At 69.9% G+C, this 14304-nt stretch carries 14 protein-coding genes; 10 read left to right on the forward strand and 4 right to left on the reverse strand.

Going from position 1 to position 14304, the window contains the following annotated elements:
• Positions 1-61: 61 nt before the first annotated feature.
• Complete coding sequence (locus ACTJLF_RS23495) at positions 62-1033, reverse strand: ABC transporter substrate-binding protein (RefSeq protein ID WP_019653489.1); 972 nt, start codon at positions 1031-1033, stop codon at positions 62-64.
• The gene (locus tag ACTJLF_RS23500) at positions 1030-2154 is read right to left on the reverse strand and encodes an aryl-sulfate sulfotransferase (protein ID WP_019653490.1); all 1125 of its coding nucleotides are present in this window, start codon (positions 2152-2154) and stop codon (positions 1030-1032) included. Before ACTJLF_RS23500 ends, ACTJLF_RS23495 begins: the two co-directional genes overlap by 4 nt.
• 112 nt (positions 2155-2266) lie before the next feature.
• Between ACTJLF_RS23500 and ACTJLF_RS23505 the strand changes: the two genes are divergently transcribed.
• From ACTJLF_RS23505 to ACTJLF_RS23515, 3 genes are all read left to right on the forward strand, one after another.
• On the forward strand, positions 2267-3220 hold the full coding sequence (locus ACTJLF_RS23505; RefSeq protein ID WP_126183476.1) for a LysR family transcriptional regulator: 954 nt from the start codon (positions 2267-2269) through the stop codon (positions 3218-3220).
• Positions 3221-3307: 87 nt separating this feature from the next.
• Positions 3308-4216 (forward strand): DMT family transporter, encoded by a 909-nt coding sequence (locus tag ACTJLF_RS23510; RefSeq protein WP_132756000.1) that lies wholly within the window; start codon positions 3308-3310, stop codon positions 4214-4216.
• Positions 4213-5163: a glutaminase gene (locus ACTJLF_RS23515; protein ID WP_132801769.1), complete on the forward strand. Its 951-nt coding sequence runs from the start codon at positions 4213-4215 to the stop codon at positions 5161-5163. The genes ACTJLF_RS23510 and ACTJLF_RS23515 overlap by 4 nt, the downstream gene beginning before the upstream one ends.
• 33 nt (positions 5164-5196) lie before the next feature.
• Here the strand turns inward: ACTJLF_RS23515 and ACTJLF_RS23520 are convergent, their stop codons facing one another.
• A complete protein-coding gene (locus ACTJLF_RS23520) occupies positions 5197-6180 on the reverse strand; it encodes an SDR family oxidoreductase (RefSeq protein ID WP_132801767.1) in 984 nt (327 codons plus the stop codon).
• Between the two features lie 96 nt (positions 6181-6276).
• Here ACTJLF_RS23520 and ACTJLF_RS23525 point away from each other — a divergent pair, with 96 nt between their 5' ends.
• The 5 genes from ACTJLF_RS23525 (at position 6277) to ACTJLF_RS23545 (ending at position 11369) form a co-directional block, all read left to right on the forward strand.
• Positions 6277-7215: a LysR family transcriptional regulator gene (locus ACTJLF_RS23525; RefSeq protein WP_132801764.1), complete on the forward strand. Its 939-nt coding sequence runs from the start codon at positions 6277-6279 to the stop codon at positions 7213-7215.
• Positions 7212-7706 (forward strand): hypothetical protein, encoded by a 495-nt coding sequence (locus ACTJLF_RS23530; protein WP_126183481.1) that lies wholly within the window; start codon positions 7212-7214, stop codon positions 7704-7706. Before ACTJLF_RS23525 ends, ACTJLF_RS23530 begins: the two co-directional genes overlap by 4 nt.
• Positions 7707-7879: 173 nt before the next feature.
• A complete protein-coding gene (locus ACTJLF_RS23535; protein ID WP_132801761.1) occupies positions 7880-8917 on the forward strand; it encodes an aliphatic amidase in 1038 nt (345 codons plus the stop codon).
• A complete protein-coding gene (locus tag ACTJLF_RS23540) occupies positions 8914-9732 on the forward strand; it encodes a CbbQ/NirQ/NorQ/GpvN family protein (RefSeq protein WP_440884011.1) in 819 nt (272 codons plus the stop codon). The genes ACTJLF_RS23535 and ACTJLF_RS23540 overlap by 4 nt, the downstream gene beginning before the upstream one ends.
• Complete coding sequence (locus ACTJLF_RS23545) at positions 9729-11369, forward strand: nitric oxide reductase activation protein NorD (RefSeq protein ID WP_440884012.1); 1641 nt, start codon at positions 9729-9731, stop codon at positions 11367-11369. The genes ACTJLF_RS23540 and ACTJLF_RS23545 overlap by 4 nt, the downstream gene beginning before the upstream one ends.
• Here the strand turns inward: ACTJLF_RS23545 and ACTJLF_RS23550 are convergent.
• A complete protein-coding gene (locus tag ACTJLF_RS23550; RefSeq protein ID WP_019653500.1) occupies positions 11356-12249 on the reverse strand; it encodes a LysR family transcriptional regulator in 894 nt (297 codons plus the stop codon). The genes ACTJLF_RS23545 and ACTJLF_RS23550 overlap by 14 nt on opposite strands.
• A 106-nt stretch (positions 12250-12355) precedes the next feature.
• Between ACTJLF_RS23550 and ACTJLF_RS23555 the strand changes: the two genes are divergently transcribed.
• Together ACTJLF_RS23555 and ACTJLF_RS23560 are read left to right on the forward strand one after the other, a co-directional pair.
• A complete protein-coding gene (locus ACTJLF_RS23555) occupies positions 12356-12550 on the forward strand; it encodes a DUF1127 domain-containing protein (protein ID WP_440884013.1) in 195 nt (64 codons plus the stop codon).
• A 62-nt stretch (positions 12551-12612) separates the two neighbouring features.
• Positions 12613-14304, forward strand: coding sequence for a hypothetical protein (locus ACTJLF_RS23560; RefSeq protein ID WP_019653502.1), 1692 nt, complete (start codon positions 12613-12615; stop codon positions 14302-14304).

A 14304-nucleotide genomic window follows, 5' to 3' on the forward strand; every position in this document is an offset into this window, starting at 1 on the left:
CCACCCTCCTTGCTCTCCGCACCACCCCCCCCCACGCCCTCCAGCCCGACGGCCGCGCCGCTCATGGGTTGCAGCCCGGCACCAGCGTGCGGTCGTAGCCCTGCTTCGCGTCGAAGCCAGCGGGCAGGAAGCCGACGCTGCGCAGCTGGCCCGCGAGTTCGCTCCAGCGTGCGTCCGTCATGCAGCCGATGCGGCCGAGGTCGTGCGAGATCAGCGTCTCGATCATTTCCTTGTTGGCCGCGTCGTAGACCTCGGGCGTCATCTGCTTGTTCATGCCGGTGATGAGCGGCTTGAGCCCCTGCGGGTTGCGCACGTAGTTGGCCCAGCCCTTCTGCACCGCGGCGATGGTGGCCTTCACCAGCGCGGGGTTCTTGCGGATCATGTCGTCGGTGGTGAAGAGCACGTCGTAGGGCCGGTAGCCCAGCGAAGCCAGCGTGATCTGCTGCACCTGCACGCCGGCCGCGGCCATGCGCGCGGGCAGGAAGAGCGAATAGCCCTGCTGCACCATCTTCGGATCGTTGCGGAACAGGCCGAGGTCGCCGCTCACCGGGATCTCGCGCGTGCCCGCGAGCTTGTACTGCTTCTTCGTCCACTCCCAGTAGGCATTGCCGATGTTCACCGCGAAGGTGCGGCCCTGCAGGTCGGCGATGGACTTCACGGCCGGGTCGGCGTGGTAGACCAGCGTGTAGGGCACGTAGTCGAGGTGCGCGAACACCGCGCGCACCGGCGCGCCGCGCAGGCGGGCCAGCAGCACGTCGTCGGCGTTGCCGATGCCGAACTCGGCCTGGCCCGAGGCCACCTGCGGGATGGTCTGGATCTTCGGGCCGCCCTGCAGCACGCTGATCTCGATGCCGGCTTCGCGGCCGAGCTTGTCCTGCTGGGCCTGCCAGTAGCCGGCCTGGTCGGGCTGGGCGAACCAGTTGCTGAGGATGCGCACCGGCTTGGGCGCGTCGGCGGCCTGCGCCGCGAAGGGCAGCGCCGCAGCCAGCGCGAGCAGGAGGCGGCGAAGCGAGAAGGAAGAAGACGTCGTCATGCGGAAACCTTGAGCCAGGGAAGTTGCGCCGCGGTGTAGCGGAAGGTCTGGAACACGCTGTTCTGGCGGCCGGGCACGTACTTGCGCGCGGCCTCGTCGGGGTATTCGGCGAACCAGGGGATCACGTACTCCCACACCACCTCGCCGGCCGGCGTGACCTCGAACAGGCGCCCCGTGGCCGACTCGGTGACGTGCGTGTTGCCGTTGGGCAGGCGCTGCGCGCTGCCCATGTAGGCGGTGTAGAAGGCGTTGACCAGCTCGTCCGCGTACTGCCACACGACCTCGTTGGAGGCCGGGTCGATTTCGAGAACGCGCGAGAACGCCACATGCTTGCCGGTGCGGAAGTTGCCGTTGTCGAAAGCAAGAATGTTGCCGTTGTCCAGCGCGACGGGCGCATGCTGGTGCGACAGCACCGACGGCGGGATGTGCAGCTTCACGCCGCCGGTGGCGCGGTCGATGCCGACGATGCCCGAGGTCGTGCGCAGGCTCATGAGCACCAGCCCCTCGGCCGTCACGTCGAGCCCGTTCACCAGCGGCCAGTGGGTGCGGCCGAAGCCGGGGTGGATGGGGAAGTCTTCCGGCGCCAGATGCTCCCAGGCCTTCCATTCCCACACGAGCCTGCCGTCGCGGTCGACTTCGCGGATCACGTCGCCGTACATGGTTTCGTCCGGACCGTGGGCGGTGCCGCCGGGCACCCGCTCGGCGAAGCCGGCCGGCACGGGCGCGCAGCCGGCGTACAGCAGGTGGCCGTTGGCCAGCCAGCGGGCGTCGTGGTGATGGGTCGGGTCCTGGAAGCGCCAGACGATCTCGCCCTCGGGCGTGGCCTCGTAGAAATCGCCGCCGTGCCACAGCGACCAGGCCGGGTAGATCTCGGGCGAATCGGCGTGGTTGCCGTTGTAGCCGAGGTTGCCGTTGGGAAGGATCACGGCCGCGCGGCCCGGGCGCACCGGCATCTTCCACTGGTGGACGACACGGCCTTCGATGTCGACCAGGTAGACGTTGCCGTCGTCGGTCTGCGGCGCGATCAGGGTGTAGCCGCCGGCGCTCAGCGCCGGGTCGTGGGCGATCAGGCCGGTGCCGCGGCGGCGCTGGGTGATCTGGTCGACGGTGGTGGTGGTCACGGGAACGAACCTCGGAATATTGGATGACGGTGCGAATCTAGGCCACATCGCCCGTCAGGAAAATCTGTTTGTTTCGTACAGCGCGTATAGAAAATCCATACACTCCGCGACCATGCGCGCCATCTCCCAGACCTTCCGCTGTTTCGACGAAGTGGCCCGCCGCGGCTCGGTGCGAAAGGCGGCAGAGGCGCTGCACCTCACGGCCGCCGCGGTCCATCAGCAGGTGCTCAACCTCGAGGAGCAGGTGGGCACGCCCCTTTTCGACCGGCTGCCGCGCGGCATGCAGCTGACCACGGCCGGCGAGATCATGGTGGCCGCCGTGCGGCGCGGGCAGCGCGACTTCGACAACGCGCTGGCGCAGGTGGAAGACCTGCGCTCGCTGCGGCGCGGCCACATCAACCTGGCGGTGCCGCATTCCTCGGCCGAGCAGCTGGTGCCCGAGGTCATCGAGACGGCCATGAAGAACTACCCCGGCGTGACCTACGGCGTGCGCTCGGGCAGCGGCGAGAACATCCTGAAGTGGGTGGCCAACGGCGAATCGGACATCGGCTTCTGCCTGCGCCGCAAGCCGCCGCCGGGCGTGGAGGAGATCCGCAGCTTTCCGCAGCACCTGGGGCTGGTCACGCCGCCGGGCCACCCGCTGGCGGCGCTGGGGAAGCTGCCGCGGCTGCGCGACTGCCTGGACCACCCGCTGATCCTCATGACGCCCGACACCGAGCTGCGCGCCATGGTCGACCAGATCGACCACCGCGAGCACCGCAAGGTGCGCCCGCTGGTGGAGACCAGCTCGGTCGCGATGGTGCGGCGCCTCGTGGCGGGAGGCACCGGCATCGGCTTCCTCATTCCCGAGAACGTGGCCGAGGACGTGGAGCGCGGCACGCTGGTGTGGACCGGCCTGGCCGACGCGGGCGCGCGCTCGTTCAGCTGCCTCTACCAGCGCTCGGGCCAGACGACCTCGGTGGCCATGGGCATGTTCCTGCAGTTCCTGGAAGCCGCGCTGCAGGCCATCGGCCAGCGCTTCGAGCGGCAGGCGCCGCTGCCGGCGCTGGATGCATTTGCCCAGTGAGCCCACGCGGGTTGCCCGGACACGATACGATCATCGGATGAATTCGGCGGCCAACCGCCGCCACCCCGTTTCGAGCGACCGCCCCGAATGATCCAGCGCAAGACCCATCTCGACGGCCTCGCCGTCGGCCTTCTCATCGCCTGCTGCGCCTTCTGGGGCCTGCAGCAGATCCTCATCAAGACCACCGTGACCGAGGTGCCGCCGATGTGGCAGGCCTCCATCCGCATGGTCGGCGCGACGGCGCTCCTGTGGCTGTGGTGCGTGTGGCGGCGCGTGCCGCTCTTCGAGCGCGACGGCACGCTGTGGCCGGGGCTTCTGGCCGGGCTGCTGTTCTCTGGCGAATTCGCCGGCATCTACCTGGGGCTGCAGCACACCAGCGCCTCGCGGCTCACGGTGTTCCTCTACACGGCGCCCTTCTGGGTCTCGCTGCTGCTGCCGCGCTGGGTGCCGGCCGAGCGGCTGCGCGGCTTCCAGTGGCTGGGGCTCTTCATCGCCTTCTCGGGCGTGGTGCTGGCCTTCAGCGAGGGCTTCGCCCACATGAGTTCGTCGCAGCTCATCGGCGACGGCATGGCGCTGGCGGCCGGCATGCTCTGGGGCCTGACCACGCTCACGCTGCGCACCACGCGCCTGGCCACGGCCAGCGCGGAGAAGACGCTGTTCTATCAGGTCGCCGTCACGGCGGCGGCGTGCCCGGTGCTCTCGCTGGTGCTGGGCGAGCACTGGGGCTTCTCGTATTCCGCCTGGGCCTGGACCTCCATCGGGCTGCAGACGGTGGTGGGCGCCTTCGCGAGTTATCTCGCGTGGATGTGGCTGCTGCGGCACTACCCGGCCACGCAGATGTCGTCCTTCACCTTTCTCACGCCGCTGTTCGCGCTGGTGTTCGGCGTGGCGCTGCTGAAGGAGCCGCTCACGGCGCAGCTGATCGTGGCGCTGGTCGGCGTGGCGCTGGGCATCGTGCTGGTCAACCGGCGGCCTGCGGTACAACGCAGCGCATAAGCAGCAGCAACACCGCCACCTGGTTCCAGCCCGTCCTCGACGAGATCGTCGCCACCCTGCGCCCACAGCTCGGCCAGGGCGGCAAGGTCGCCAGCTACATTCCGGCGCTCGCGCGCGTCGATGCGCGGCAGTTCGGCATCGCGCTGCGCACCTGCGAGGGCGAGGAAGCCGGCGCGGGCGACTTCGAGACGCCCTTCTCCATCCAGAGCGTGTCGAAGCTCTTCACGCTCACGCTCGCCATGCAGCGCATGGGCGACGCGCTGTGGGAGCGCATCGGCCGCGAGCCCTCGGGCAACCCGTTCAACTCGCTGGTGCAACTGGAGAACGAACAGGGCAAGCCGCGCAACCCCTTCATCAATGCGGGCGCCATCGCGGTCGCCGACCGGCTGGTGAGCCAGGCCAGGGCCGCGGGCGGCAGCGCCAAGGCCGACATCCTCGCACTCATGTCGAGCCTGTGCGGCGAACCCGTCGCCTTCGACGACGAGGTGGCGCAGTCGGAGGCCGATACCGGCTTTCGCAACATCGCGCTGGCCAACTTCATGAAGAGCTTCGGCAAGATCGACAACGACGTCGAGACCGTGCTGGACACCTACTTCCACCAGTGCGCGCTGCGCATGAGCTGCCGCCAGCTCGCGCGCGCCGCCGCCTTCCTGTGCCGCGACGGTGCGCATCCCCTCGACGGAGAGCCCGAGGTCACGGGCGAGCGGCAGACGCGCCGCATCAATGCGCTGATGCTCACCTGCGGCACCTACGACGCGGCGGGCGACGTGGCCTTCTCCATCGGCCTGCCCTGCAAGAGCGGCGTGGGCGGCGGCATCGTCGCGGTGGTGCCCGACAGGCTCACGCTGTGCGTGTGGTCGCCCGCGCTCGACGCCACCGGCAATTCGCTGCTGGGAATGAAGGCGCTCGAACTCTTCGTGGCGCGCACGGGGCTCTCGGTCTTCTGAGCCGTTGCCCCAGGCGATCAGGCGATCAGGCGATCAGGCGGCCGCGGCCACCGGTGCTGCAGCCAGGCAGCCCATGCCGTCGAGCGCCGTTTCCACGGCTTCCTCCAGCGGCGTGTGCGGCTCGCGGCCGAGGAAGGCCACCAGCTTCGCGTTGTCCATCGCCACCGGCGTGCGCCACAGGTAGCGCATCTCGCGCATTTCCCGGAACGTGACGACGAAGGGCGAAGCCAGCGTCAGCAGCCACCACGGGAAGGCCAACACGCCGACCCTGGCACCGGTACGGCGCGCCACCACCTTGCGGATGGCATCGCTCATGCGCGTGCCGTCCGCGTCCCAGTGGCCGGCCATGTGGAAGCGGGCGAAGGGCTCCAGCCGGTCGCGTCGCGCGAGCAGCTCGACCATGGTGCGCGCCACGTCGGGCAGGTACGACCACTGGTGGCCGACGCCGGCGCTGCCGGGATAGCTCACGGCCCGCACGGGCTGCCCCACCTTCACCAGCCCCTGCGAGAACCAGTTGTTGCCCGCCTTCGGGCCGAAGAAGTCGCCGGCACGCACGATCAGCACGCGCGCGCCCTGGCGGCTGGCCTCTTCCAGGCGCCGCTCCATCTCGACGCGGATCGCGCCCTTGCGGGTGAGCGGGCGCTGCGGCGAGTCCTCGGCCAGCAGCGGGAAGGCGTCGGGACCGAAGTTGTAGACCGTGCCCGGCAGCACGATGGTCGCGCCTTCGGCCTTGGCGGCGGCGATGGTGTTGTCGAGCATCGGCAGCACCAGCTGCGACCAGTTGCGGTAGCCCGGCGGGTTGACCGCGTGCACGATGACCGAGCAGCCACGGGCGGCGCGGCGCACCGCCTGTTCGTCCATCGCGTCGCCGGCCAGCCAGGTGATGCCTTCGCGCTTTCCTTCCTGCGCGTCGCGCTTCAGCGCGCGCACCTGCCAGCCTGCATCGCGCAGCTGCCGGGCCACTTCGCCGCCGATGCCGCCCGTTGCGCCGAGAACCAGGACCGTGTCGTTTGCCATGGAATGCTCCAGAAGTTGTTGCCGATGGAAGAATTCTGGAACCGCGCCGGCTCCACTGGAATTGCCGAACATGAGCTACCGGCCATACATTTATGTATGACTTCGAACATCGGCTGGGAGCTCTACCGCACTTTCCTGAGCGTGCTGCGCGAGGGCTCGCTCTCGGGCGCGGCACGCGCCCTCGGCATCACCCAGCCCACGGTCGGGCGCCACGTGGCGGCGCTCGAGGAGGCGCTGGGCACCGTGCTCTTCACGCGTTCGCAGACGGGGCTGCTGCCCACGGAGGTGGCGCTGGCGCTGCGCACGCATGCGGAGGCCATGGAAAGCACGGCCGCCTCGCTGGAGCGCGCCGCCAGCAGCCAGGGCGAAGGCGTGCGCGGCGTGGTGCGCGTGTCGGCCAGCGAGGTCGTCTGCGCGGAAGTGCTGCCGACCATCGTCGCGAGGCTGCGCGAGACGCACCCTGCGCTGAAGGTCGAGCTGGTGTCGACCAACCGCGTGCAGGACCTGCTGCGGCGCGAGGCCGACATCGCCGTGCGCATGGTGCGCCCCAGGCAGGAGCAGCTGGTGGCGCGCCGCATCGGCAACATCGAGCTGGGCTTCCACGCGCATCGCGACTATCTCGCGCGCCATGGCACGCCGCGCAAACTCGAAGAGCTGGCCGCCCACTCGCTGATCGGGTACGACCAGCCCACGGCCTTCGTGCGCAACGCGGGCAAGTCGCTCAAGGGCTTCACGCGCGACACCTTCTCTGTGCGCACCGACAGCGACCTCACGCAACTGGCGCTGATACGCGCCGGTGCCGGCATCGGCATCTGCCAGGTGGCGCTGGCCAGCCGAGAACCCGGGCTGGTCCGGCTGATGCCGCGCGCCTTCTCGCTGCAGCTCGACACCTGGGTCACGATGCACGAGGACCTGCGCGGCAGCCCGCGCTGCCGCGTCGCCTTCGATGCGCTGGCCGAAGGCCTCGCGCGCCACATCGGAGGCCCCGCTGCCGAGGCGAAAATGCCTCGCGTCAGAACGACAGCAACCGAATGACCGAACCGACCACAGACTCCGACACCCTCCCCCTGCAGGAAGACCGCCTCTGGCGCGACGACCGCTGGACCGCCCGCATCATCAAGAACGAGGAAGACGACGGCTGGGCCGTCGAGATGACCCGCCACGGCGACCCCGAGCCCGCCCTCGTCGGCCCCTGGACCATGGGCCGCGACAAGAAGAACCCCAAGCCGCTCGACGGCCCCGCCTTCTCCACGCTGGTGAAGACCGCCGCCGAAGTGATCCGCCGCCACGAGCAGCAGCTGCACGCCACACTCAACAAGAGCGTGACCGTCACCGCGCGCGACGACCGGCGCGTGCGCGTGGCGCTTGCCATCGTTCCCGACGAGGACAACCCCACGGCCACGCTCACGGCCTACGACGACGCCGACGACAGCGAACTCGCCAGCGTGAGCGTGTCGCCCGCCTTCAGGCTCACCGCCACCAGCGCCGGCGCGTGGATCGAGTCCGGCTACGCGCGCCCGCGCTGAGCGCATTGCCGCCGCAATCAGCGAAATGACGTATGTGCAGCTCGCGATGAGTTGAGAACAATCGGCTCCGACGACACGAACCCATTGCTCCACCGGAAGGCCCGGATCGGTTGAACGCCGATCCGGGCCTTCTTGTTTTCTTTCTTCATCAACCATCCTTCAGGAGCAGCGTCATGAGACACGGTGATATTTCGAGCAGCAACGATTGCGTGGGCGTCGCGGTCGTCAACTACAAGATGCCCCGCCTGCACACCAAGGCCGAGGTGCTGGACAACGCGCGCAAGATCGGCGAGATGCTGGTCGGCATGAAGAAGGGCCTGCCGGGCATGGACCTGGTGGTGTTCCCCGAATACTCCACGCACGGGATCATGTACGACGCCAAGGAGATGTACGACACGGCCGCCACCGTGCCCGGCGAGGAGACGGCCATCTTCGCCGACGCCTGCCGCCGCGCCAACGTGTGGGGCGTGTTCTCGCTGACCGGCGAGCGCCACGAGGAGCACCCGAACAAGGCGCCCTACAACACGCTGATCCTCATGAACAACAAGGGCGAGATCGTCCAGAAGTACCGCAAGATCATGCCGTGGGTGCCCATCGAGGGCTGGTATCCGGGCGACTGCACCTACGTGAGCGAAGGCCCCAAGGGCATGAAGATCAGCCTGATCATCTGCGACGACGGCAACTACCCCGAGATCTGGCGCGACTGCGCGATGCGCGGCGCCGAGCTCATCATCCGCTGCCAGGGCTACATGTACCCCGCCAAGGAGCAGCAGATCATGGTGTCGAAGGCCATGGCATTCATGAACAACACCTACGTGGCGGTGGCCAACGCGGCGGGCTTCGACGGCGTCTACTCGTACTTCGGCCACTCGGCGCTCATCGGCTTCGACGGCCGCACGCTGGGCGAATGCGGCGAGGAGGAGATGGGCATCAACTATGCCGAACTCTCCATGGGCCTGATCCGCGACGCGCGCAAGAACGGCCAGTCGCAGAACCACCTTTTCAAGCTGGTGCATCGCGGCTACACCGGCACCATCAACTCGGGCGACGGCGACAAGGGCGTGGCGGCCTGCCCGTACAACTTCTACACGAAGTGGATCAACGACCCCGAGGGCACGCGCGAGATGGTGGAGTCGTTCACGCGCAGCACGGTCGGCACGCCCGAATGTCCGATCGAGGGCATTCCGAACGAGCCGGCGCAACACCGATGAACGCGGTGGTTGCCGATCCGCTGGCCGCCTACCGCATCGAGACCGAGCCTTTCTACCGGCCCGCGGGCAACGAGGTGGCGCTGTACCGGCAGGCGTACAGCCACCGCATGCCGCTGATCCTGAAAGGCCCCACCGGCTGCGGCAAGACGCGCTTCGTGGAGCACATGGCGTGGTCGCTGGGCCGGCCGCTGGTCACGCTGGCCTGCAACGAGGACATGACGGCCTCCGACCTCGTCGGCCGCTACCTGCTCGACGCCGACGGCACGGCCTGGCACGACGGCCCGTTGACGCTGGCGGTGCGGCACGGCGGCATCTGCTACCTCGACGAAGTGGTGGAGGCGCGGCAGGACACGACGGTGGTGATCCACCCGCTGACGGACGCGCGGCGCGTCCTTCCGCTGGACAAGAAGGGCGAGCTGGTGCGTGCGCATCCGGACTTTCAGCTCGTGGTGTCGTACAACCCCGGCTACCAGAGCAGCGCCAAGGACATGAAGCCTTCGACGCGCCAGCGCTTCGCCGCGCTGGAGTTCGACTACCCCGACCGCGCGCTCGAAGCCGAGATCGTGTCGCACGAGGCGCAGGTGGGGCTCGACCTCGCGGCAAGGCTGGTGACCATCGCGCGCTGTTCGCGCGAGCTGAAGCAGCGGGGGCTCGACGAAGGCGTGTCGACGCGCATGCTGATCTACGCGGGGGTGCTGATCCGCGACGGCGTGACGCCGCGCGAGAGCTGCGAGATGACGATGACGCGCGCACTGACGGACGACCCCGACATGGCCAGCGCGCTGCGGGGCTTTGTCGAAGCGCAGTTCGGATGAATGCCGCCCTGTCGCTGCTGGCCCGCGGTCTCGCCGGCATCGACGTGGAAGTGCAGGCCATGGCCGGCGCACGCGCCGTGCTCGTCGGCAAGCGCCTGCTGCTGCCCGGAGGCGCGGCTGCGGAAAGCCTGCGCCGGGCCATGGCCGCGCATGCGGTCGCGCACTTGCGCTACTCAACGCCCGCGCGACCGGCGCGCGGGCTCAAGCCCATGGTCATCGCGGTTGCCTCCGCGATCGAGGACGCGCGCGTCGAGCAACTGCTGTGCCGCGAGTTCCCCGGCCTGCGCGGCTGGTTCGCCGGATCGCAGGCGCCCGCGCCCGCGCCCGATCCGAAGGACCTCGGCTTCGCTGCGCTCATCGCACGCATGGACCGCATGCTGGCGCTGCCTGCATGGCAGGACGACAACCACTGGGTCAACAAGGCTCGCCGCCTGTTCGACGAAGCCGCGGCGCGCGCGGGCCTGGAAGACTACGACGCCTTCCGCGCCATCGCTTCCATCCTCGCCAACGATCTCGGCCAGATGCGCGTGCGCTTCGAGCCCCGGGACTACGCCGTGCCCGCGCCCTACCGCGACGACAACAGCTACCTCTGGGATTTCGGCGACGCCGATACGCCGCCGGACGAGGCCATCGCGCTCCAGCAATCGGGCGCACGGCCGCCACCGCCAACGGATGCGCGCAACGCAGGCAGCGACGACCGGCCACCCGAGGGCATCGACGAGATGACGGAACTGGGCCGCTTCACCTATGCCGAATGGGACCGCAGGCTGGAGCGCCTGCGCACCGACTGGTGCACGGTGATCGAGAAGCTGCCCGCCTGGCAAGGCCTTCGCGCGCCGCGGGAGCAGGCCATGGCCGGCGGAGAACGCATCCCGCCGCTAGCCCCGCTCCGCGCCCGCCATCTCGACCGCACGCACCGGCTGCGCCGCCAGTGGGAAGGCGACGACGTCGACCTGGACGCCGCCGTCGAAGTCATGATCGATCGCCGCGCGCGCCTGCAGCCCGACCCGCGTCTGTTCATGCGAGCGGGCAAGGGTCGGCGCCCATCGAGCCTGCTGGTGCTGCTCGACCTGTCGGCGTCGGCGAACGATCCGGGTCTGCACGGCCTCTCGCTGCTGGACATCGAGAAGCAGGCTGCCCTGCTGCTCGCGGCATCGAAGGCGGCGCACGGCATCGACCGCCTCGCGATCCACGGCTTCTCGTCGAACACGCGCGCGGAGGTCTACTACTACCGCCTGCTCGACTTCGGCCAGCCGCCCGACGCCGCATTGCAGGCCACGCTCGCGGCCGTGCAAGGCCGCTACTCCACGCGCATGGGCGCAGCGCTGCGCCATGCCGCCTCGCACCTGTATGGCGAGCCCAACGACCGGCGAGCGATCCTGGTCGTGACCGACGGCGCGCCCTCCGACATCGACGTGCACGACCCCGCGTATCTGATCGAAGATGCCCGCCAGGCCGTGGCCGAGGCACGCTCAACCGGCTTGCGCGTCGCCTGCATGGCGGTGGATGGTGCGGCCGATGCCTATGTGCACCGCATCTTCGGCTGGCGCGACCACGGCATCGCCGACGATGTGCGAAAGCTCCCCCTGCGCCTCGCGCACATGGGTGCGCGGCTCGGAATGCTCAGGCCTGGCTGAAGCTCTTCAGCACCTCGAGCACGCTCAGCGTCGCGCCGTCGAGCAGCGCATGCTGGCGGTGCGCGATGCCCACGCGGCGCGTGAGCTTGGGGCTCACGGGCAGGATCTGCATGCGGTCGTTGCCGGGCACGAGGTCGGTCGACTGCTGCAGCGGCAGCAGCGCCGCGCCGTAGCCGGCGGACACCAGGCTGCGCATGGCGGCGTCGTAGTTGAGCTCGATGCGCGCACGCGGCGCGAAGCCGGCGGCGGCGAACCACTCCATCGTGAGGCGGTACATGTGCGTGGTCGCCTCGTTGAAGATCAGCGGCTGCGCAGCGAGCCATGCGGGCGTGACGCGCTTCGGCGCCTTCCAGCGGCGCGGCACGAAGGCCATCATCGGCTGCTCGCACCAGGGCGTGACGACGATGCCGCGCAGCGGCGGCTGCGGAATCGCGACCAGGCCGATGTCGAGCGTGCCCGCGGCCAGCCGCTCCATGGCCTCGAAGGAGCCGCGGATGCTCACCTCCACGTCGATGCCCGAGTGCTCCGCGCCCAGCGCCTCCAGCACCTGCGGCAGCAGGTCGACCAGCACGCCGGTGGAGGTGCCCAGCCGCACGCGGCCCACCCGCCCCTCGGCCTGCCGCTTGACCGCCTCCACCGCGTCGTCGGTGTCGCGCAGCAGCTTGCGCCCGCGCTCCACCAGCGCGGCGCCCGCCGCCGTCGGCGTGATGCGCCGGTTGCCCCGCAGCACCAGCGGTGCGCCCAGGCGCGCTTCGAGCTCGCTGATGTGCAGGCTCACCGTGGGCTGTGCGAGGTGCAGCGCCTTGGCGGCGGCCGAGAAGGTACCGAGGTCGACGATCGCGATGAGGGTGCGCAGTTGGTCGAGGTTGAGCTGTCGCATCGGGAAATAGCTGCTATCAGGAAGACTGATTGAGAGTCTCAGGATTCTCAACTTCCACAATAGCATGCCCGGCGGGAAGATGGGCCCACCAACCAAGGAGCCCACCGTGACCGCGCCGAAGCCAACGTCCTTTCACCAACGCCTGATCCATGCCCTGCGCGGCTGGCGCCGCCGCGTGGTGAATCGCCGCCGCGCGCGCCTCCACTCGCGGCAGCTCGCCGGCATGAGCGAGCACGAGCTTCGCGACCTGGGCATCGGGCGCAGCGAGGTGCCGCGGCTGCTGGACGAGCACAGGTACTGAGGCCACGCGCCGCGCGGCATCTTCTTCCGTGGCGCCCCTGTTTTGAGGTTCAAATCGGGGGCGTGCCCAAGTCAGCTCCACACGCCAACCAGGTCTTCATCGAACTCACCTCGCCGCAGTCGGTGAACGGCCGCCGCGCGGCCTTCCAGTCGCTGTGGCTGCTGGTGCGCATGCAGCATGCCCACGAGGCCGGAGCCGGCGTGGTTCGGCTGGCCGACCTGCGCGGCGAGGTGTCCGACGCCAGCACGCTGCGCATGGTGGTGAGCCGTGCATTCCGCGACTTCAAGGCCTGGGGCATCGATGCCGGCTGGGGCGAGGACACGCAGCGCGAGCCCCGCTTCCTGAACGCCGAGCGGCGCAGCCAGGGCCCCTTCTGGCTGCCTGCCGCCGAGGCGAAGCGCGTGCGCGTGCTGGTGGAAGGCCGCGCGGCCACCGCTGCCGAGATCGCCTCGTTCCTCGGACTGCGCTCCCGCAGCCATCGGCAGGCCGCCGGTTCGCCGCCGCCCGACGCGGTGCATCTGCAGGACGCCGCCTTCTGGAAGCAGCTCGTCGCCTCGCAGCAGGCGGCGCGGCAGGGGCGGCTGATGGCACCCGTGGCGGGCGAGAAGGCCGGCGAGAACGCGGGCGGCAGCGCGCTCGAATCGATCCGCCTGGCCGGCACGCTCGCCGCCACCGACTTCCAGCGCGCGCTGGTCACGCTCAACGAGGCGATGCTGTGGCGCCGCCTCGGCGACAACGAGCAGGCGCGGCGCCGGCTGCAGGCGCTCAAGAAGCAGCGGCTCGCGCACCACGTGGCGGGCAACGACTACCTGGGTGCGATGGAGTGCATCGTCTCCGCATGGTGCGCCTACACCGCGCGCGACCTGCCGCTGGCGCAGTCGCTGTTGAGCGGCATGGCCGAGGACGCGGTGCGCGCCCTGGTTCTGCGCCACCACCCCGACGTGCGATTCGAGTGGTGCAACCTGTGGGCGCTGGCCTGCCGCTCGCGTGCGCTGGCGCTCGCGGCCGACGACAAGCCCGCCGCCGCCGCGCTGGCGGAGGAGTCGCTGCAGCGCTTCGGCGAGGCGCTGGCGGCGGCGTTCGAGTCGCACTCCTTCGACGCGGCGCAGCACGTGGCGGCCAACATGGGCATGGCCGCGTGGCTCTTCGACCGCGTGGGCCTCGCCGACCTGCCCGCGCTGGCGCACGACGGCAACACCGACACCACCCGCCGCGCGGTGCAGTGGATCGCCTTCAGCGAATGGCTCTGCGGCCACACCGACGGCCAGGGCCGCTCGGCATGGAACGCGATCTACCTGATGCGCATCGCGCGCGGCCACTGCCGGCCGGAGCGGCAGCCCACGCTCGCGCAGTTCCGCGCGCAGAAGCCGCTGGACCCGGCCGCCATCTCGAGGCTCGCCGGCCCGCTGGCCGATGCCTTCGATTCCACCCACTGGCCCGCGCGCTGGGTGCAGGTGGCGCAGGCGCGGCTGGCCGACCACCAGGCCGGGCGACGACGCTACCCGGGCCTGCAGCACTGCAGCCTGCTGTTCGAGCACGCCTGGTACGCGGCGCATGCGGGCGAGCTGAAGGCCGCCGAGCAATCGCTGGCGCTGCTTCGCGAGGCGCTGCCGCAGCTGGTGCCCAGCGACCGCGCCTACTTCACCGAGTCGTGGAACGACCAGCTGCCGGCCGAGCTGGTGCTGGAAGCAAAGCCGCCGCGCCGTCCCGCCGCCCGCAGGAAACCCACGCAGCGCGCGGCTGTGGCACGCTAG

The organism is Variovorax sp. 22077 (assembly GCF_052044195.1).
GTDB classification, from domain to species: Bacteria; Pseudomonadota; Gammaproteobacteria; order Burkholderiales; family Burkholderiaceae_C; genus Variovorax; species Variovorax atrisoli.